The 19,992-nt window shown below is 38.7% G+C and carries 18 protein-coding genes and 1 tRNA gene; 13 read left to right on the top strand and 6 right to left on the bottom strand.

All coding sequences use genetic code 11. The features are described 5' to 3' along the window. Positions 1-8: 8 nt before the first annotated feature. Complete coding sequence (locus ES711_RS07890; protein ID WP_146892362.1) at positions 9-872, bottom strand: MBL fold metallo-hydrolase; 864 nt, start codon at positions 870-872, stop codon at positions 9-11. 164 nt (positions 873-1,036) lie between these two features. Between ES711_RS07890 and ES711_RS07885 the strand changes: the two genes are divergently transcribed. Further along, entirely contained in the window at positions 1,037-1,390 is a 354-nt protein-coding gene (locus ES711_RS07885) for a DUF202 domain-containing protein (protein ID WP_394344886.1), read from the top strand. Between the two features lie 131 nt (positions 1,391-1,521). Continuing rightward, the gene (locus ES711_RS07880) at positions 1,522-3,402 is read left to right on the top strand and encodes a cation:proton antiporter (RefSeq protein ID WP_146892360.1); all 1,881 of its coding nucleotides are present in this window, start codon (positions 1,522-1,524) and stop codon (positions 3,400-3,402) included. Positions 3,403-3,501: 99 nt separating this feature from the next. Here the strand turns inward: ES711_RS07880 and ES711_RS07875 are convergent, their stop codons facing one another. From ES711_RS07875 to lepA, 3 genes are all read right to left on the bottom strand, one after another. Then, the gene (locus ES711_RS07875; protein ID WP_146892358.1) at positions 3,502-4,764 is read right to left on the bottom strand and encodes a glucose-1-phosphate adenylyltransferase; all 1,263 of its coding nucleotides are present in this window, start codon (positions 4,762-4,764) and stop codon (positions 3,502-3,504) included. A 2-nt stretch (positions 4,765-4,766) separates the two neighbouring features. Continuing rightward, positions 4,767-6,170, bottom strand: a complete 1,404-nt coding sequence (locus tag ES711_RS07870) for a glycogen synthase (protein WP_146892356.1) — start codon at positions 6,168-6,170, stop codon at positions 4,767-4,769. Positions 6,171-6,371: 201 nt separating this feature from the next. Beyond that, positions 6,372-8,168, bottom strand: a complete 1,797-nt coding sequence (gene lepA, locus ES711_RS07865; RefSeq protein ID WP_146892355.1) for a translation elongation factor 4 — start codon at positions 8,166-8,168, stop codon at positions 6,372-6,374. Positions 8,169-8,314: 146 nt separating this feature from the next. Here lepA and ES711_RS07860 point away from each other — a divergent pair, with 146 nt between their 5' ends. Next, positions 8,315-10,741: an outer membrane beta-barrel family protein gene (locus tag ES711_RS07860; RefSeq protein ID WP_246139147.1), complete on the top strand. Its 2,427-nt coding sequence runs from the start codon at positions 8,315-8,317 to the stop codon at positions 10,739-10,741. A gap of 118 nt (positions 10,742-10,859) precedes the next feature. Then, a complete protein-coding gene (dusB, locus tag ES711_RS07855; RefSeq protein ID WP_146892878.1) occupies positions 10,860-11,852 on the top strand; it encodes a tRNA dihydrouridine synthase DusB in 993 nt (330 codons plus the stop codon). Between the two features lie 202 nt (positions 11,853-12,054). Here dusB and ES711_RS07850 read toward each other — a convergent pair whose 3' ends face one another. Beyond that, positions 12,055-13,257 carry an ABC transporter permease gene (locus ES711_RS07850; protein ID WP_146892352.1) on the bottom strand — a complete coding sequence of 401 codons (1,203 nt, stop codon included), beginning with the start codon at positions 13,255-13,257 and terminating at the stop codon, positions 12,055-12,057. After that, positions 13,258-13,653, bottom strand: a complete 396-nt coding sequence (gene rbfA, locus ES711_RS07845) for a 30S ribosome-binding factor RbfA (RefSeq protein ID WP_133756954.1) — start codon at positions 13,651-13,653, stop codon at positions 13,258-13,260. Positions 13,654-14,055: 402 nt separating this feature from the next. On the opposite strand from rbfA, the gene mce reads away from it, so the two are divergent. The 9 genes from mce to ES711_RS07800 all read left to right on the top strand — a co-directional run bounded on the left by mce (position 14,056) and on the right by ES711_RS07800 (position 19,826). Further along, a complete protein-coding gene (mce, locus tag ES711_RS07840) occupies positions 14,056-14,460 on the top strand; it encodes a methylmalonyl-CoA epimerase (protein ID WP_146892350.1) in 405 nt (134 codons plus the stop codon). A gap of 49 nt (positions 14,461-14,509) precedes the next feature. Then, a tRNA-Ile gene (locus ES711_RS07835) sits at positions 14,510-14,583 on the top strand. Between the two features lie 115 nt (positions 14,584-14,698). Continuing rightward, positions 14,699-15,379 carry a hypothetical protein gene (locus ES711_RS07830; protein ID WP_146892349.1) on the top strand — a complete coding sequence of 227 codons (681 nt, stop codon included), beginning with the start codon at positions 14,699-14,701 and terminating at the stop codon, positions 15,377-15,379. A gap of 158 nt (positions 15,380-15,537) precedes the next feature. Further along, positions 15,538-15,837 (top strand): helix-turn-helix transcriptional regulator, encoded by a 300-nt coding sequence (locus ES711_RS07825; RefSeq protein ID WP_146892347.1) that lies wholly within the window; start codon positions 15,538-15,540, stop codon positions 15,835-15,837. Next, on the top strand, positions 15,834-17,030 hold the full coding sequence (locus ES711_RS07820) for a primase-helicase family protein (protein WP_146892345.1): 1,197 nt from the start codon (positions 15,834-15,836) through the stop codon (positions 17,028-17,030). Before ES711_RS07825 ends, ES711_RS07820 begins: the two co-directional genes overlap by 4 nt. Before the next feature lie 247 nt (positions 17,031-17,277). Then, positions 17,278-18,147 carry a toprim domain-containing protein gene (locus ES711_RS07815; RefSeq protein ID WP_146892344.1) on the top strand — a complete coding sequence of 290 codons (870 nt, stop codon included), beginning with the start codon at positions 17,278-17,280 and terminating at the stop codon, positions 18,145-18,147. Then, entirely contained in the window at positions 18,125-18,637 is a 513-nt protein-coding gene (mbpA, locus tag ES711_RS16490) for a mobilization protein MbpA (RefSeq protein ID WP_246139146.1), read from the top strand. Before ES711_RS07815 ends, mbpA begins: the two co-directional genes overlap by 23 nt. 38 nt (positions 18,638-18,675) lie before the next feature. After that, positions 18,676-19,491 carry a relaxase/mobilization nuclease domain-containing protein gene (locus tag ES711_RS07805; protein WP_246139145.1) on the top strand — a complete coding sequence of 272 codons (816 nt, stop codon included), beginning with the start codon at positions 18,676-18,678 and terminating at the stop codon, positions 19,489-19,491. A gap of 11 nt (positions 19,492-19,502) precedes the next feature. Beyond that, complete coding sequence (locus ES711_RS07800; protein ID WP_146892340.1) at positions 19,503-19,826, top strand: DUF6730 family protein; 324 nt, start codon at positions 19,503-19,505, stop codon at positions 19,824-19,826. Positions 19,827-19,992: the final 166 nt, after the last annotated feature.

Below are 19,992 nucleotides of genomic sequence, written 5' to 3'. Positions count from 1 at the left end.
TGTGTGTATTAATTTGTAAAAATGTCTTGTGTAGTGTAGGTTTGATCTAAGCGAACACCTTTTTCTGTATGTTTAACCGTGATGATTTGGTGGTGTGCATCATGTTCCAAAAATAAATAATAATTCTCGTCCGCCGCCTTGTTCAAAAACAATTGTTTTTCATCTAAGGTCAGTAACGGTCGGGTATCATACCCCATCACAAATGGCAACGGCAAGTGGCCAACGGTTGGCAACAAATCGGCCATAAAAGCGATGGTTTTATCTTTGTATTTGATCAGCGGAATCATTTGCTTATCTGTATGTCCATCCGCAAAGAAAATATCAAACCCTAAATCAGAATTTTTAAGGATTCTATCTGTTGGAAGTTCCGTAAATCGGAGATGACCACTTTCTTTCATTGGCATAATATTTTCCTTTAGGAATGATGCTTTTTCACGATTGTTAGGTTCTGTTGCCCAGTCCCAATGCGCTTTATTACTCCACAAATTTGCGTTTTTAAAAGCAGGTTCATAGGCGGTTCGATCTTTATTCCATTGGATACTTCCGCCACAATGGTCAAAATGCAAATGGGTCATAAATACATCGGTAATGTCATCGCGATGAAATCCGTGCTGTTCTAAAGATGTATCGATCGAATTATCTCCCCATAAATAATAATAGCCAAAGAATTTTTCATTTTGCTTATCCCCCATTCCGGTGTCTACTAAAATCAAACGGTCACCGTCCTCAATCAGTAAACAACGGGCGGCAATGTCAATCATATTATTGGCATCGGCGGGATTGGTGCGTTGCCAAATTGACTTGGGTACGACCCCGAACATGGCACCGCCATCAAGTTTGAAGTTCCCAGATTCTATAGGATATAGCTGCATAGTTTTTATTTTTGGCGGTTATTAATCATGCAAATTACTAAAACACTTAAAATTTAAAGGTTTTGGACAATGATATTGGCGGTATTTTAACATATTCTTACCATAAGTAATCATGAGATAATTTGAATCCTATCAAAAATAATCTAATTTTATAAAAAAGTGTTATGAGAAAAATAGTTCCGGAGCCTTTGCGGCTCAGAAAAATGAAACTCTTGAAGTTTGGTAGGGATTTTAAACCAGATCAGGAGATTATTTTAAGAGACTATCTTGCTATTGAACGTACGCGATTGGCTAATGAGCGCACTTTGTTATCTTACATCAGATCTTCACTTTATCTGCTCTTGGGAGGGATTGCTTTTTTTCAGTTAAAGAATTTTCCAGACTTTAAATATTTGGCTTTGTTGGCCCTGGTATTTAGTGCCATATTTTTTATTATTGGCATCTATCGGTTTACCCTCTTGAAGAAAAGTCTTAGAAAATTATATTACACTTTTGAGACAAACGAAGATAAAAAATGAGATCCTCATTCGGTCAATTTCTTAATAAACAGACCTCCTTTTCATTTTTATGCTTATTTTCCTGCGTAGTTGCTTCAAAAAAAAATAACTTTGCTCCCTTTCCAATACGTAAATAAGGATAAACAAAACATATGGTTGAATTAGCAGGAATCATTATACTCGGTATCTTGGCGCAATGGGTGGCCTGGAAGTTAAAAATCCCAGCAATTCTACCTTTAATTCTTATCGGTCTGCTCGTAGGACCCATAGCTGCGGAATATCTTTCCAGCGACGGATCTAAATGGATCGAGCCTATTTATAATGGCAAAAAAGGATTATTTCCTGGAGAAAGTCTCTTTTATTTTGTCTCTCTCGCCATTAGTGTGATCCTTTTTGAAGGAGGCTTGACCTTAAGAGTGAAGGAAATTAAGAATGTTGGGCCCGTGATTTCCAAATTGATTACCGTAGGCTCTTTGGTGACCTTTTTTGGTGCTGCTGTTGCCGCACATTTCATATTTTATTTAAGTTGGGAAATGTCCTTTCTCTTTTCGGCCTTGATTATCGTTACTGGACCTACTGTAATTACGCCTATTTTACGAAACATTCCATTGAAGCAGGACGTTTCTGCCGTATTGCGCTGGGAAGGGATTCTGATTGATCCTATTGGGGCTTTGGTGGCGGTTTTGGTGTTCGAATTTATTAGTGTGGATGCTGGAGGTGCTTTTACCAAAACAGCCTTTATAGAGTTTGGTAAAATTGTTTTATTTGGAAGTACGTTCGGGTTCGCCTTTGCCCACGGATTGAATTTTATTATCAATAGACGCTTGATTCCGCATTATCTTCTGAACGTTTTTGCTTTAGCCAGTGTGCTGGGTGTGTTCGTTTTGGCGGATACCTTTGCTCACGAATCTGGTTTATTGGCGGTCGTAGTGATGGGGATGGTTTTGGGAAATTCCAATTCACCTTACCTAAAAGAATTGCTATATTTTAAGGAATCCTTGAGTATTCTGTTGGTCTCCATCCTGTTTATTTTGCTTGCAGCCAACATCAATATGGAAGATCTACTGCTCATTTTCAATTGGAATACCGCGGTCTTATTTGCAATTGTAGTATTCATCTTAAGACCAATTGGTGTGTTTTTAAGTACGTATAATTCGTCCTTACAATTCAATGAAAAAGTATTTATCAGTTGGGTGGGACCACGTGGAATTGTGGCAGCAGGTATTGCGTCATTATTCGGCTTGAAATTGGCTAAAAATGGGGTGCCGGATGCGGAATATATTACACCCTTGGTGTTTATGATCGTGTTAGGAACCGTATTATTGAATGCAACAACAGCGCGTTATGTAGCGCAGTGGGTGGGCGTCTTTCTGAAAAAATCGAACGGTATCTTGATTATCGGTGCTTCTAAAGCTTCTCGATTAATCGGAAACTATTTAGAGGAAAATGGACGTCATGTGGTGTTGATTGACAACAACCAGAACAACATCAATAAAGCGGCTGAATTAGGATTAGAGGCCATTAACACCAATATATATGCTGATTCATTAGGCGATAATATTGAGTTGAATGATGTGGGCTATATTATTGCATTAACTGGAAATTCTGATATTAATCAATTTGCGATTAACAGATTTAAAGGTGAATTTGGTGAAAATGGCGCTTTCAGATTGATCACTCCTGAGGAATTAAACGACCCTAACTACGAACCAAAACAAAGTATTTTTATTCAGAGGGATGATTTTATCTCCTTAACGGAAACTACTCGACGGTATCCAGCGATTCATGAAATTGTAATCACTGATAAAAAGCATTACGAAAACTTGATTGATCTCAGTGGTAGGGATTATGATATTATCCCGTTGTTCTTAAAAGACGAATCTGATGAGCTACACATTATTACAAATATTGATAAGGACGACGAAGCATTTACTGAAGGTTGGAAATTAGTCTACTTGGGGAAACCTTATGACGTAGAAAAAATTCAAAAGGAAAAAACCAATTCTAAAGAAAAAGAAGAAGAATCAGATTAAATCTCTGAGCCTTCTTCTTTGTTAAATCTTTTTATTGAGTGTAATTTAAAGCATTTTATTGACCAATTTGATAAGATGCAGATTTCGAAATAAATAGGCTTAAATCACCGTTCCGTGAGGAATGATTGCCCCTTTCCGAATCACGACAATTCCATCTCTTACCACATAAGTTTCTGTTTCTACATCTTCAGTACACGAATCGCCGTTGATGCGCACGTCATTTCCAATGCGGCAATTTTTATCGATAATAGCATTCTTAATAAAACAACGTGCGCCAATACCAATAGGAATTTTAGAGGTTGAGGTCACTTCATCGAGGGTTTGATAAACATCACTACCCATCATATATGTGTTAATAATAGTAGAATCATGACCAATTCTGGCGCGAATACCAATAACGGAACGCTCAATTTTAGCGGCGTTTATGATACAACCATCGGCAATGACCGCTCGGTTTAAAGTCGTTCCACTAATTTTTGTAGTGGGTAACATCCGTGCTCTGGTAAAAATGCGTTTGTTATTATTAAACAAATCAAATTCCGGAATTTCGTCAGTTAGGCCCAAATTGGCTTCAAAAAAGGAATCGATATTTCCAATATCTGTCCAATAGCCTTCAAATTGGTAACTCAATGTTTTGTGCTTTTCGATAGATTGCGGAATGATTTCCTTACCAAAATCATTGGTATCAGGATTGTTCATCAAATCTATTAACAGTTCTCTATTAAAAATGTAAATTCCCATGGACGCGAGGTGATTACGACCTTGGGCCTTCATATCATCACTCACTTGAGAGGTCCAATCCGGTAATAAACTGGCGTCAGGTTTTTCAATAAACGAGGTGATGATGCTGTTTTCATCAGTTTTTAAAATCCCGAACGATGTTGCTTCCTTTTCTTTTACTGGCAAGGTCGCAATGGTAATTTCAGCATTACTTTCTCTATGGGCATCTAACATTTTATTAAAGTCCATTTGGTACAGTTGATCTCCGGAGAGGATTAGTGCATACTCAAAATCATGATTTAAAAAATGGTGCATACTCTGACGTACAGCATCTGCAGTGCCTTGAAACCACGTGTTGTTTGACATGGTTTGTTCAGCCGCCAATACATCCACAAAAGCCTGGCTGAAAAAACTAAAGTGATACGTGTTTTTTATGTGCTTATTTAAAGACGCCGAGTTAAACTGCGTAAGCACGAACATGCGCTTGATTTCTGAGTTGATGCAGTTGGATATAGGAATATCTACCAACCTGTATTTCCCAGCGATAGGAACGGCTGGTTTTGAGCGTGATTGTGTTAACGGATAGAGTCGAGAGCCTTGCCCACCACCTAAAATGATAGAAATTACGTTGTCGTGGTACATAGTTATAGCTTTAGTGAGTTATAGAGATTTAAATAGGCTTGGGCTGAAGTATCCCAAGAATGATCAATTTTCATGATTAAATTACGATTTTTTTTGAACCTGACCGTATCATTGTAAAAATTTATAGCTCTGTAGATGGCAAAGCTACCTTCTTGTACGGTGGCGCCATCGTGAAGCACCCCAAAACCTCCATTGTCAAAATCGTCTACCGTATCTTTTAAACCACCCACTTTATTAACGATAGGTACGGTGCCGTAGCGCAAAGCGTACATCTGATTTAAACCACAAGGTTCCACCCGGGAGGGCATCACTAAAAAATCTGCGGCAGCGTAAAGGATATGGGCCAAACGTTCATTATAGCCAATATAGGTATTGTAATAGCCAGCATATTGTTGTTTTAAGCGGTCCAATTGTTGTTCCACACCAGAATCTCCAGATCCTAACATCATGATGGATAGATTTTTATGATAGAGTGAGTTGTTGAAAATTTCTGGAAGTAAATCCGCGCCTTTTTCATCAACCAAACGTCCAATAAAGGCAAATAAGGGCAATTTAGGATCGAGATTGAACTCCTTACAGAGCCAGTCTTTATTCGCTTTTTTACCCGCCTGAACGGTTTTGATGGAATAATTTTTAATCAAGTCAGAATCTGTAGATGGATCCCAAACCTTATCATCAATACCGTTTAAAATCCCCACGCATTTACCGCGCTCATAGCGCAACAAATCTTCCAATCCGTTAGCCGCATGGGTCAATTCCTCCATATAGTTTGGAGATACCGTGGTCACTTTCCAAGCACATTTTATGGCGGAAGCTAAAGGGTTGATCAGCTTTTTCCAATCTAACAATCCAGCTTTAGAAAAATCGAATGGTGGGATGAGGTGAATTTTATTATGCCCAAACCAACCTTGGTATTGGCCATTATGAATGGTGACAACACTGGGCGTACTGCGCAACTTATGATAAGCATAAGATTGAGACATCATAAACGGAATTAAACCCGTATGATGGTCGTGGCAATGCACTATATCAGGTTGTTCTTTCAACTGCACCAACCAATCTAGAGCAGCGATTTGAAAGCCCAAAAAGCGTTCCGTATCATTGGAGGAATAAACGTAATCTGTGTATAACAAACCAGGAATATGAACCAGATACAAATCATAGCCCAGCGTGTTGTCTACCAAGGTCAAAATATCAAACGCAAAGGGTCTGCCCAAATTAAATCGTCCACTGAACACTTTCTTAAAGCTGTGGGTATTGGTAAATTTGTTATCATAAAAGGGCATGATAACGCTACTTGTTTCGCCTAATTTGTTTTGATATTTAGGAAGTGCCCCAACCACATCTCCCAAACCGCCAACTTTGGCAATGGGATAGCATTCGGCACTGATATGAAATATGGTCATTGGTTGATTTTATGAGTTGTTTAAAACTACAAAATATTTGAGCATATAACATGGATATCATTTAAATAAATAATTAAATCATTGTGACCTTCTTTTTATATAGAGCATTTGTAAAACGAAAGCGGCGCCCAAGAACTATTGATTTCTGGGACGCCGCTTTATAATTGTGTTATTCTATGTTATAGAACAGTAGTTCTATAACTAATCATTCAGCTTTAAAACTGCCATAAAGGCCTGTTGCGGAATTTCAACATTTCCTACTTGGCGCATACGTTTTTTACCTTTTTTCTGTTTTTCAAGAAGTTTACGTTTACGTGAAATATCTCCACCATAACATTTTGCGGTCACATCCTTACGCAGTGCCTTAATGGTTTCTCTAGAGATAATTTTAGCTCCTACAGCGGCTTGAATTGGAATATCAAATTGTTGACGCGGAATCAATTCCTTCAACTTTTCGCACATTTTTTTACCGATATTTTGAGCATTATCCGCGTGGATTAACGCTGAAAGTGCATCTACGGGTTGTGCATTCAATAAAATATCCAAACGGACCAATTTGGAAACTTTCATGCCAATAGGATGGTAATCGAAAGACGCATAGCCTTTTGAAACCGTTTTTAAGCGGTCGTAAAAATCGAAGACAATTTCTGCCAATGGCATTTCAAAGGTCAATTCAACGCGTTCAGGCGTTAAATACGTTTGATTAAGAACATTCCCTCTTTTCTCAATACACAAAGACATCACATTACCAACAAAGTCAGATTTTGTAATGATTGTGGCTTTAATATATGGTTCCTCCACACGGTTAACGGTGGATGGATCTGGTAAATCAGATGGGTTATTAACAATAAAAGCCGTGTCAGGATTTTTGTTGGTATAGGCATGGTAAGACACGTTAGGTACCGTAGTGATCACGGTCATGTCAAACTCGCGCTCCAAACGTTCCTGGATAATTTCCATATGGAGCATTCCTAAGAACCCACAACGAAATCCGAAGCCTAATGCTGCTGAACTTTCTGGCATAAACACCAAGGAAGCATCATTTAATTGCAACTTTTCCATAGAGCTGCGCAACTCTTCATAATCTTCAGTATCTACGGGATAAATTCCCGCAAACACCATCGGTTTAACGTCCTCAAATCCTTCCACGATATTAGTGGTTGGGTTGGCAAAGTCAGTAATGGTATCTCCCACTTTCACTTCTTTAGCCGTTTTGATTCCCGTAATTAAATAGCCAACATCACCAGCTTTAACACTCTGTTTTGCAACTTGGGTCAATTTTAAGGTACCAACTTCGTCCGCATAATATTCTTTATCCGTGGCGACGAATTTAATTTTTTGACCTTTTTTAATTTCTCCGTCAAATACTCTAAAGTAGGTTTCAATTCCTCTAAAGGTATTGTAAACCGAGTCAAAAATCAAGGCTTGTAAAGGTGCATTCGGATCTCCTTTTGGTGCAGGAATACGTTCAATAACTGCTTCTAATATTTTATCGACACCAAAACCTGTTTTACCACTGGCATGGATCACATCTTCTGGTTTACACCCTAATAATTCGACAATATCATCTGTTACTTCTTCAGGATTTGCACTTGGCAAATCGACTTTATTCAAGATTGGAATAATTTCCAAGTCGTTTTCTAAAGCTAAATATAAATTGGATATGGTTTGTGCTTGAATACTTTGTGCTGCATCAACAATTAATAATGCACCTTCACAGGCCGCAATGGACCGCGACACTTCATAGGAAAAATCAACGTGTCCTGGAGTATCAATAAGATTTAAGACATATTGCTCTCCCTTATACGTATAATCCATCTGAATGGCGTGAGATTTTATGGTAATGCCACGCTCACGCTCCAAATCCATACTGTCTAGCAGTTGGTTTTGTTTCTCCCGCTCAGTTACGGAACCGGTAAAGTCCAATAACCGATCCGCCAGGGTACTTTTACCGTGATCTATATGTGCAATAATGCAAAAATTTCGAATGTTCTTCATAAAAACTGCGCTAACTAATGTGCAAATATAAGCGATTTATTAGCTTTTAAATGTTTTTTATTGATTCTAAATAGCAGTATATCTGTGGCTATACCGTAAAATTATTTCTAAAACTATTTATATATTGCGGTACTAAAAAAATCTGTTTGAAACGCTCCATTAGTTTTACCTACATCGTATTCGCTCTTCTTTCCGTAACCTTCAGTTTTGGCCAAGACCTCTCTATTTCAGGTACTGTACGGGATGCTGAAGGTTTGCCTATTGCATTTGCCAACATAATTTTAAAACAGGCTCAGGATTCAGCAGTGGTTAAAGGTGTATCTACTAATGAGAAGGGCATTTTTCTCTTAGATAAAATCAATACTGATGCCTATTTACTGAGCGTCAGTTTTATTGGTTTTACAGAGGTACATAAATCTATCAGTCTTGAGCGTTCTATTGACATGGGGACGGTAACTCTAAATGAGTCGTCGCAGCAATTGGATGAAGTTAATATTTTGGTAAAGCGACCTACCTTAAAAAAGGAAGCAGACCGCTTGGTATTTACGATTGAAAACACGGCCCTTATTGAAGGCACCATGTTTGAAGTGTTAAAAAATACGCCAGGCATATTGGTGTTGGACAATAACATACAAGTTAAAAATTCCAAGCCAACGGTCTATATCAATGATAAGAAAGTGCAGTTGAATACTGAAGAATTGATACAATTGTTGGAAGGTTCATCAGCCAATAATATAAAATCGGTGGAAGTTATTACCAACCCTTCAGCAAAATATGATGCTTCTAGTGGCGCGGTCATTAACATTGTAATGAGCAAGAATTTAATTACGGGTTATAGAGGGAATGTGTTTGCCAATTTTGAACAAGGTGTTTTTCCGCGGTACAATCCTGGAACCAGTCACTTTTTTAAGAACGAAAAAATCGACTTTTTCGCGAACTATAGCTATTCGCAAAATAAAATTAATAGAGATCAGGATGAGGTGGTAAACTATTACGACGGTGCAAATGCCATTGATGAAATTTTTAAATCGAATGTCAACAGAAACACTTGGTCAAAAACACATAATTTCAATTTCAATTTTGACTATACACTCAACGAGAATAATACCTTAAGCTTAACCTCCAACATGCTGGTGCTGCCTTATTTTAAATATCAGATCAACAATTCCACTCAAGTTTTGGATGCGAATGAAGCTTTGGATTATTTTTTTAATGCCAACAATTTATCTGATGATGATAAATACAATCTCGGTTTTGATCTGGATTACGTTCATAAATTTAAGAATCCGGGCGAAACCTTAGCCATCAATGCCCACTATACCATTTTTGACTACAATCGTAAACAAAATGTAAAAAGCGATTATTTTGATGCTGATGGGCGTTTTTTAGAGACCACAGCATTCCTAACCGACAATCATCAGAACACCAATATTTATACCGCCAAAGCGGATTACACTTTGCCTTTAGGCGAGGGTGGAAACCTTGAATTGGGTGCGAAAGGTTCCGCCATCAAGAGCTCTAGCAATATTACCCAATTTGATCAGGTAAACGGCTCTCAAATTATTGATTCCAACAATACCGATGCCTTTGATTATGATGAAGTCATTGTTGCAGGGTACTTCAATTTTTCAAAAGATTGGGACAAACTGAATTTAGTGACAGGTTTACGTGCGGAACAGACTAATGTGGAAAGCAATTCGGTGCTTGAAGGCAACAGTAAAACAAAAGATTATCTGGAATGGTTTCCTACCGCAAGTTTGAGTTATACAGTTTCAGACCAGGTGTCTGTCTACACCAATTACAAAAAAAGTATCCAGCGCCCCAACTACCAAAATCTAAATCCCTTTCAGTTTTACCTTAACGATTTTAATATTGTTACCGGAAACCCAAATTTAAAACCCGTTATTGTTGATCATGCCGTTATTGGCACCTCCTTGGTCCAAGGTACCTACACGCTGGAAGCTTATTATAAAACGTATTCCAATAATATTTTTGAATTGCCGTATCAGGACAACGTCAATAATATTTTAACTTATACGCCAGTCAATCTCGATAAAACGGTGGAATTTGGATTTGATTTTATCACTTATTTTTATATGTTAGAAAATTGGTCTGTATATTTTGTCACCTCCTTTTTCAATACTCATGATGAAGCGGAATTTGAAGGTATCAAAATTGACCGCGACCAATGGTCTAATTACAGCGTGTTGAGTAATGATTTTACTTTCTTAAAGGATAAAAGTTTGAATGTGAATTTTAACCTGACGTATATGAGTAAAAGTATGAGTGGATTTAGGGAAGTTCAGGATATTTTAGCTTCAGAATTGACCATGTCTAAAAGTGTGTTAAAGAATAAGGGAAGTGTCTCTGTGGTCATTTCAGATCTATTTAATACTCAAAATTATGATATCAGCTCCCGTTACCTCAATCAGAATAGCCGCATCTATTATGATCAGGATACACGATTTATCAAATTGGGTTTCCGCTACAAATTTGGGAACACCAACTTAGAAACCAATCAGAGCAGCAAGTCCCAACAAGAAACCGAGCGTTTAGAGAAGTCTGAAAATTAAGGACTTTTATAATTGTCATCATATTCTACACGCCATCGTTTGGTGTTTTACTAAAACCTCTGAGGTTTAAACAATTGCATTTGCAGAAAAAGCAGTAATTTTGTCGAAAATTTCAAAAGTGGTTAAAATAGGCGACATACAACTTCCGGACTTTCCTTTGCTTCTAGCACCTATGGAAGATGTCAGTGATCCTCCTTTCAGAGCCTTGTGCAAAGAGCACGGTGCTGATGTGGTGTACACAGAATTCATTTCTAGCGAAGGCTTGATCAGGGATGCGGCAAAAAGCATTATGAAGTTAGATATTTATGAACGCGAGCGTCCAGTAGGGATTCAGATTTTTGGAGCCAATTTGGAAAGCATGTTGCAAACCATTGATATTGTTGAAAAATCGAATCCTGATATTATCGACATCAACTTTGGCTGCCCCGTAAAAAAGGTAGTCAGTAAAGGTGCCGGCGCCGGTATTTTAAAGGATGTGTGCCTGATGGAGCAATTAACTGCTGAGATGGTAAAACGCACCAATCTACCGGTTACGGTCAAAACCCGTTTGGGATGGGACCATGATTCCATCCGGATTGTGGAAGTGGCGGAACGTTTACAGGATGTGGGTTGTAAAGCGATTTCCATCCACGGGCGTACACGCGCTCAAATGTATAAGGGCAATGCCGATTGGGGACCGATTGCTGAGGTGAAAAACAATCCCCGTATGCACATTCCTGTTTTTGGTAATGGCGATGTGGATACCCCAGAAAAAGCGATGGAAATGCGTGATGTTTACGGCTTGGACGGTTGTATGATTGGCCGTGCGAGTATTGGAAATCCTTGGTTTTTTAAGCAAGTCAAACACTTTTTTAATACTGGCGAGCATCTCGCCCCAATTTCTTTGGAAGAACGTGTAGATGCTGCGCGCAGACATTTACAAATGGCCATTGATTGGAAAGGGGAGAAGCTGGGTGTTTTTGAAACCCGACGTCACTATACCAATTATTTTAAAGGCATACCAAACTTTAAGGAATACCGCACAAAAATGGTCACCAATGATGAGTCTGAGCACGTTTTTGCTGCTTTTGATGAAGTGTTGGAAGTGTTTTCCGGATACGAGTTTGTCTAAGCGTTAGAAGACCAATTATGACATCTGATAACGATCGACTTCGACGCAAGGGTAAGAGGTATTAAGTATAAGTTCCTTTTTTATTTTGACGCCGAGCGTCGGGGAATAAAACCCAAGGATCCGGCTGAAAATCAGGATTAGTTCTACTAACAATTCTTAATTCATTGATTCGCAGCTTTTAAAAAATTTGAGTTTCACTAATTTAACTTCTGATCAGTTTTTCAGTAATACGTCCTGAGGCTATTTTGGAAGCAATCACGCCTAAAACCGTGATGGTCACCAGGACCAAAATAATATTCATGACTTGAATTCTGACGGGATAAGGTAGCGATGGCGTAATCATAACCAACGCAAATTGCTGCTGTAGTACCACTAAGATAAAGCCAATTAAAACCCCTACAAATCCTCCAAGAATAGTCATCAAACTACCCTGTAGGAAGAATACCCGACGGATATCCTTTGTAGTCGCTCCAATATTGTAAAGCGTGTGCAGAGACCCTTTTTTGTCTAGAATCATCATGATTAAGGCGCCAATGACGTTAAATAAGGCAATGATGATTACTAAGGTGAAAATCAGATACACCACTAAATTTTCAGTGTTTAGCATCTTGTAGAGCGAATCGTTCAGTTGCGCTCTGTTTTTAACGATGACGTTGGTTTCAAACTGCTTTAATATGGCATTTCTAACTGATTTTTCGTCTGTGTTGGGCTTCAATTTAATTTCGATGCTGCTCAGTTGGTTGGACGCGTAGTCCATCAAATAGCGTGCATTCACGATGTCCGTATAAACGTACGAGGCGTTTAAATCTTCATTCACATCAAAAACCCCAATATTCACCATGGTCAGCGAGTTAAACGCGCCTTTGATTGAGCTAATTTGTCCGACGCCCGGTTTAGGAACGTATACATTGAGGGTTTTGCCATAATCTAACACTCCAAAAGAGAGGTTATGCGCAATGCCCCAGCCCGAAACCAACTGTCCGCTGCCTTTCTGAAACCATTGCCCTTGAATGATCATGGAATCAATATTGGTGACGTTCAAATACTGATCGTCAACACCTTTTAAAGATGCTAATAAATTTTTATTGTCAAATTCAATAATGATACGCTCCTCAATAATCTTTGAATAGGAGGCAATACCATCAATCTTGCTAAGCGCGGTGGAGTCTTTTTCAGTAAGTAAAAAAGATTTCCCTTGGGCGGGTGTAATTTTAAGGTCAGGATCTACAAAAGAAGAAAATTCGAGGCTAAAATCCTTTAGGCCCGCAAATCCTGAAAGCACTATAAACAACGCTGCTGCGGCAACAACTACACCTGAAGCGGCAATAATGGTCATGATATTGATGGCATTATTGCTGCTCTTGGTAAAGAGGTATCGCTTAGCGATGTAAAGCGCAAAGTTCAATTACGATTTTTTACGTTTGTCCAATAAATCGGCGTCTTTAATAGGGTTTTCTTCACCTTTTAGTGACTTATCGATGCGTTCAATATATTCTAGTGAATCATCGATAAAAAATTCCAAATTAGGCATTCTGCGCAATTGGTGTCTGGTACGTTGTGCCAATTCATGACGAATGAGTGGCGTGTTAGAGCGAATACCTTTCAATAATTCTTCTGCTTCTTTGTTCGGGAAAATGCTTAAATATACTTTGGCTAATCCTAAATCGGCCGTGACATTCACTTTACTTACGGAGATAATAATCCCGCGCATACCGCCTTTAGTAGCGGCACCTTGAAGCACGTCAACCAAATCTTCCTGCAATATGCCACCTATTTTTTTCTGTCTATGACTTTCTTCCATGTGTCTTATTTAAAAATCAAAAACTGCTCATTTTTAATTTAAATTAGTATTAAAAAGCCAAATAGCGGCTTATCAACTGCAAAAATAGAGCATATTTAAGGATTATTGTATTTTTGAGGATACAAAGTTGCTTTGGCACTGCCTTAGGTGGGTTAGATATGGCTTTGGATTAATATTATTGAGATTCCCACTTTCGTGGAATGGATGAGATTTTCGCCTAAGTCAGCTAAGAAGGTGATAAGTTGTAATTTAAAGAGATTCCCGCCTACTCGGGAATGTGGATACCCGGTTAAGGTCGGATAAAAGTTAATAAGTTGTAATTTAAAGAGATTCCCCCCTTAGGTCACTTAGAAGGTGATAAATTATAAATTAAAGAGATTCCCGCCTTCGCGGGAATAAAGGATGAAAAAAATAGAACACATAGGGATTGCCGTCAAAGATTTAGAAGTTTCTAACGATTTGTTTGCGGCGCTTTTTGGGAAGCCGCACTACAAGATAGAAGCAGTAGAAAGTGAAGGGGTACGCACCTCGTTTTTCGAGAATGGCCCTAACAAAATTGAGTTGCTGGAACCGACCTCAGCAGACAGTCCCATTGCCAAATTCCTAGAAAAGAAAGGGGAGGGGATTCACCATATCGCCTTTGCGGTTGATGATATTGAAGCGGAGCTCAAGCGATTGGAAGGTGAAGGGTTTACCATCCTCAACAAGATTCCTAAAAAAGGTGCGGACAACAAGTTGGTTGCTTTTCTGCACCCTAAAAGTACTAATGGTGTTTTGATTGAATTATGTCAAGAGATAAAGCCATAAAATTGTTGTACGGTTTTAAAATAAGTAGTAATATTGCATCCTCTAAACCGGTCCTATAGCTCAGCTGGTTAGAGCACCTGACTCATAATCAGGTGGTCCCTGGTTCGAGCCCAGGTGGGACCACTCTAGTGAACACAAGCCTTTCAAGAAATTGAAAGGTTTTTTGTTTTTGGACCAGTACAACATCTGTACAACATTTCGTTTTTCTTTTGCTTTCATTTATTCCTATCTTTAAGTTGTGGAACGATTAGGAGAAATATTTGCCACTTGGCTGTATCAAAGTAGAAGAGATCTGAAGCTATTATGGTTAAAGCATGGCGCTTTGACCACAAACAGGCTTTCTATATTCGTTATCGTAATTTTAGGTATCGTGCCGTTGACCTTTTATTTCATAATTTCAGGCGCCAGTTACTCGGTAACGCAAATTATAGCAAGCTATATTTTCGTTTCGTTATTATTCAGTTTGTCTTTATTGCTTGTGAGTACTTGGTTCAAGTCTGAGGAATTATTTAAAAGTAATGTCCAGGGATTTTCTTTTTTGTTATTGTCCCCGTCCAAAATCGATAGCGTCTTTTTTGGTTTTGACAGTAATGACGTAGAGAACCTTCTTCGGTTGATTAATGGTTTGCCCGCACAACAAAAAATTGTAATCAGGGAAACCCCTAAGAACAAGCAGACAGGAAACATTCGGTTTCTGTTTACCTTTTTGGATCTCATTGTTCGCGGCGGCATCTTTAGGATGGATACGAAACCCAAGGAGTCCTTGAACATGCTTATTTCCGAACGTTTCACGTTTCAAAACTCCGAAATCAATTCAGGTACGCTGCCTTCGAGCTACTCCAAATGGTGCTCAGCTACCCATGACGGTAATTATGATGATGTGCGAAAGGACATCTCAAAAGCATTAGGGATTACCTAATATTTACGCAATTCCGTTTTTTATAAAGAATACTTAGAGCAATCTTAAAGCAATCGTTATTTCCCTATTGTTTTCACTACATCTATCGTCATATGTTTGCCTTGTACAATCAAAGTAAAAGGCCTTTTACTCATTATTAATTCTTAAATAAAAAGATTATGAATGAGCAAGAACATGTTGTGGATTTGTTGCAGGATATCAAAGGCCTGCTTTCCCACAACAAAAAAGTATACAACATGGATGACTTGGTCAAATACACAGGGCTATCCAAAAGCAAGATCTATAAACTCTCGCAGCTAAAGCTGATACCAGCTGGAAACAATCCGCATATTCGGCAGCTCTTCTTTAATAAAGCTGAAATAGATGCCTGGCTTCTGGGAGAACCTAATCTACCTGACGAATTTTTGGAACAACGGTTCAATGAACAGTTGCTGACCAATAAAAAATCCGGATTATGAAAGATAGAACTTACATCCGCGTGGGTACCTCTTATTATAAATTGGTCCAAGTTCCAACTATTGCTGGACATCTCAACGACATTATTGTGCCATGGAAACTCGAGGCACTCCGTCAAGATTATGGAAAGAGTTTTATTGGAAGCATTAAAAAGTATGATGGATTTACCAGTCTTCCAAGCCATTTAAACTTTGAACAGGAATGGCACGGTTTCTATAACACCTATGCGCCATTGCCCCACAAACCCTTGGAAGGCAGTTTCTCCTATACTTTACAACTGTTAGAACATATTTTCGGCGAACAGCTGAATCTGGGACTGGACTATTTGCAGCTCCTGTATAAGAGACCGATCCAAATACTGCCTATATTATGTTTAGTGTCCAAGGAGCGTTCAACAGGCAAGACCACATTTCTCAAATGGCTAAAAATGGTTTTTGATAAAAATTTAACCTATTTGACCAACGATAGTTTCAGTAGCCCATTTAATGCAGATTGGGCCAACAAGTTATTAATCTGTATAGACGAGGTGCTTTTCAACAAAGAAGAATTGACCGAACGGATAAAGAATTTGAGTACGACGAATATTAATATGCTTGAAGCTAAGGGAAAGGATAAAAGAGAAATAGAGTTTTTCGGAAAGTTTATTCTGTGCAGCAACAACGAGGACAGCTTTATCAAGATCGATACTAACGAGACCCGATTTTGGGTGTTGAAGATGCCTTCTTTGAAAAAGGAAGAAACACGATTTCTGGAATATCTGGAAGCCGAGATCCCTGCATTCCTTTACTATTTAAAACATCGGGAACTGATCAGTCCCAATACCACCCGAATGTGGTTTTCAGCCACACAGATTAGAACCAAGGCTCTCGAGAATTTAATGCAGAACAATAGAAACCGTGTTGAAAAGGAGCTTGCCAGTGTTATTCTCAGCGCCATGGAGACCTTGGAATTAGAAGAGGTACAATTATGTCCTTTAGATGCGCTCCATCTCTTAAACCGCACTCGGATTAAAACAGATCTTACCCAACTGCGTCATATTTTCAAAAAGGACTGGAAACTTCTAAATCAGGACAACTCTATGGTCTACAGAAAATTGATGATATGGCAAGAAGGCGGGATGGGGCTGACCGATGCAAAGGGAAGGTACTATTCCATAAAAAAGGACTTTCTAAAGAAAAATTTTAGTGAAGATTGAAAAATGATGCAACGTAACGATGCCATGGAAACCCAATGTTTATAGGCTATAAAAACTGTTTTCATCATTCTCTAAAAAAAATGCTGATGAAAAGAAAAACAACCTACACTATATACTATTTTTTTGATGAAACGATGATATATAGTGTTTAGGCCAGTAAGAATAAGGGTATGGTCCGTCATCGTTTTGTCATCATTCTGTCATCAAAATAAAAACGATGACTAAAATTCGAACAATATTATAGGCTATGAAATCAATAAATAGCAGGCTGACATGCGAAAGAGCCCGAGTTTTTCCCATCGAAAAAGCGTTGGCAAAACTCGGGCACTTTCCCGTGAAAACAGCGGAAAAAGAAGTTTGGTTTCTGAGTCCTTTCAGGTCAGAAACCCAAGCCTCTTTTAAAGTCTCTAAAATTAAAAACCGATGGTATGACCATGGAGAAGGGGTAGGCGGCAATGTGATTGATTTGGTCTGTAGGATTTTGAAATGTTCTGTAAAGGAAGCTTTGGAGTTTTTAAATCAAGATTGGCCTTCTTTTTCTTTTCAACAGCCGCAACATCTCATTCCAAATGAGACAAGTTTAACTATACTAAAAGTTAGAAGAATCAGACACCCGGCATTGATCCAGTATTTGAACTTGAGAGGTATTCCACTGCACGTCGCCAATACCCATTGCTATGAAGTGTGGTACTCATTTAAGAATTCTAAGTTTTTTGGGATAGGGTTATTAAACAACAAAGGCGGATGGGAACTGCGCAATAGGATTTTTAAAAATTCCAGCAGTCCAAAATCTTATACCTATCTCCAAAGGAACAATGAGAAGTTGATCGTCTTGGAAGGGATGTTTGATTTCTTGTCACTAGCCGTCTTAAATGAAGCTTTGATAAATAATTCAGATATTTTGGTGTTGAATTCCCTAGCGTTTGTTAAGGATATTGATGTATGTGTTTCAGATTATGAACTGGTGCATCTCTATTTAGATAATGATGAAGCGGGCAGAAAGATGACGCTCTATTTGACAAATGAATATAACCATGCTATAGATGAAAGTAGCAGTTATAAAAACCATAACGATTTAAACGACTTTTTATGTCATGAGAGAAAAGGACGAGATTGAACGACACCATGAACAGAAGCAGGTTCTAAAGATTCCTGCCCAACTGCTCAAACATTCTGAAACCTTGGAACTCGATCTGGAAGTGGATGCCAATGGAATGGGAATTATTCTGGGTAGGAATTCAAGATGTGTGTCTGTGGACACATTCTTGTTTGCTCCCGATGGTCGCAAAGTAAAAAAAGGAGTGTTTAGGGGGAAAAGTGATCTGATTAAGTTCAGATGTTCGCTTTACGAAAAGAAGCTGTTAAACATTAAGGCGGCATCCGCAGGATTGACCCTGAGCGAATATATCCGCCGTGCCGTATTGGAAAGGGAGATCACCGAACGGCTGAGCGAGGAACACATCGAGCTGTATAAGATGATGCTCCAATACCACAATAATTTTAAGGCCATCGGAAACATGTACCGCAAACGGGATCCCAACCTGACCACATCGGTCTATGCCTTGGCCAATGAAATCAAGTTACATCTCAAAAAATTTCAACGATGATAGGAAAGGGCAAAAGCATATCGCACACCCGGGCATCGATGGCCTATGGCTGGAACCAGGAAAAGGAGGCCGATATCGTGCTCAAGGAATTTCTGCATGGCGATTCCCCAGCTGAGATCACCAAAGAATTCAAGATGCTCCAGGACCTGAATTGTAACTGCAGCAAGAACACCCTGTCCTTCGTTATCAGCCCCACGATTGAGGATGGCAGGAAATTGGATAAAAGCAAGCTGCATGACATTGCCAGGCGGTTCATCCACGAGATGAAACTGGGCGAGCGTCAGGCCATCGCTTTTGTGCATAGGGACAAGGATCATAAACACATCCATTTATATGTCAACCGGATTGATTTTAGAGGTGTGGCGTATAACGATAGTTTTATAGGAAAGCGAAGTCAGTTGGCGGCAGAAAAAGTAGCTGAACACATGGGACTGACCACCGTTAAACAGGTTCAGTTTGAAAAGGAGTTCAATCTTAAGGAAATACGTACGGAGATCAAACGCAGACATGATTTGAGCATGTCCCAATTTAAGCCCAGATCATTTGATGACTATATCAAGGCCATGGAAACCAATGGGGTCAAGGTCATCCCAACTATTAATAAACAAAATAACCTACAAGGGTTCCGCTTTGAATTTGATGGTCACAACTTAAAGGGCAGTGAAGTCCACCGCAATATGTCCATAGGTAATATTGGTAAACAAATGGGCGGCCTTGAAATAGCCAAGAATTTAAAGAATAATGCGGTGGGAGTGAAGCTAGCCGGCAACATGGTAGGCTTGGCGCCCAAGTTAGCCTTTAAACTGACCAAATTCTTAATTAAGAAAACCATACAACAGGGACTGTCCTATTAAATAAAACGATCATGACAAAACTAGAAGAATTCACGGCTCTTTTGGTCAATGAGACCACGGACTTTAAAAATGCTCTGGAAAAGTTGGAGAAACTTAATGAGCAGTTAAAGGACACAAAAATTAAGATGGATGTTATGGAATATAAAACCATCATCGAAAATCATCAGCAATACATGGCATCACATTTAAATTCTATGGAGCGGTTTCAAAATCACTTTGACGATAAAATAAAGAAGGCCAAGATTTATCCCGATTGGGCTGTAGGGGTTTTTATTGTGAGTTTGGTTTTGAGTTTCAGTGCCCTAGTATTTATTACAATAAGTTTCTTTATATGAAAGACTTATCCAAGTAAATGATATTGCAAGGAGATCTTCTTTAAACAAAAAAAGTCCCACCGAAGCAGGACTAAAGATTTTCATCTACGGCATATAGCCTTATTGTGATAAGATTAAAGATTAGAAGTTTTAATCTGAATCAAATATAGAAAAATATTTTTGATTT

Source organism: Gelidibacter salicanalis (genome assembly GCF_007997285.1).
In the GTDB taxonomy this organism is placed as follows: Bacteria; Bacteroidota; Bacteroidia; order Flavobacteriales; family Flavobacteriaceae; genus Gelidibacter; species Gelidibacter salicanalis.
Note: the sequence above shows the minus strand (reverse complement) of the source record. Positions and strands in the feature narration are given on the sequence as shown.

Coding starts and splice junctions, on each gene's coding strand:
- ES711_RS07890 (WP_146892362.1), bottom strand. CDS start 872: ATGCAGCTATATCCTATAGAATCTGGGAACTTCAAACTTGATGGCGGT.
- ES711_RS07805 (WP_246139145.1), top strand. CDS start 18,676: ATGGCCTATGGCTGGAACCAGGAAAAGGAGGCCGATATCGTGCTCAAG.
- ES711_RS07885 (WP_394344886.1), top strand. CDS start 1,037: ATGAGAAAAATAGTTCCGGAGCCTTTGCGGCTCAGAAAAATGAAACTC.
- ES711_RS07825 (WP_146892347.1), top strand. CDS start 15,538: ATGAATGAGCAAGAACATGTTGTGGATTTGTTGCAGGATATCAAAGGC.
- ES711_RS07875 (WP_146892358.1), bottom strand. CDS start 4,764: ATGTACCACGACAACGTAATTTCTATCATTTTAGGTGGTGGGCAAGGC.
- mbpA (WP_246139146.1), top strand. CDS start 18,125: ATGAGAGAAAAGGACGAGATTGAACGACACCATGAACAGAAGCAGGTT.
- lepA (WP_146892355.1), bottom strand. CDS start 8,168: ATGAAGAACATTCGAAATTTTTGCATTATTGCACATATAGATCACGGT.
- ES711_RS07820 (WP_146892345.1), top strand. CDS start 15,834: ATGAAAGATAGAACTTACATCCGCGTGGGTACCTCTTATTATAAATTG.
- ES711_RS07800 (WP_146892340.1), top strand. CDS start 19,503: ATGACAAAACTAGAAGAATTCACGGCTCTTTTGGTCAATGAGACCACG.
- rbfA (WP_133756954.1), bottom strand. CDS start 13,653: ATGGAAGAAAGTCATAGACAGAAAAAAATAGGTGGCATATTGCAGGAA.
- ES711_RS07870 (WP_146892356.1), bottom strand. CDS start 6,170: ATGACCATATTTCATATCAGTGCCGAATGCTATCCCATTGCCAAAGTT.
- ES711_RS07815 (WP_146892344.1), top strand. CDS start 17,278: ATGAAATCAATAAATAGCAGGCTGACATGCGAAAGAGCCCGAGTTTTT.
- ES711_RS07880 (WP_146892360.1), top strand. CDS start 1,522: ATGGTTGAATTAGCAGGAATCATTATACTCGGTATCTTGGCGCAATGG.
- mce (WP_146892350.1), top strand. CDS start 14,056: ATGAAAAAAATAGAACACATAGGGATTGCCGTCAAAGATTTAGAAGTT.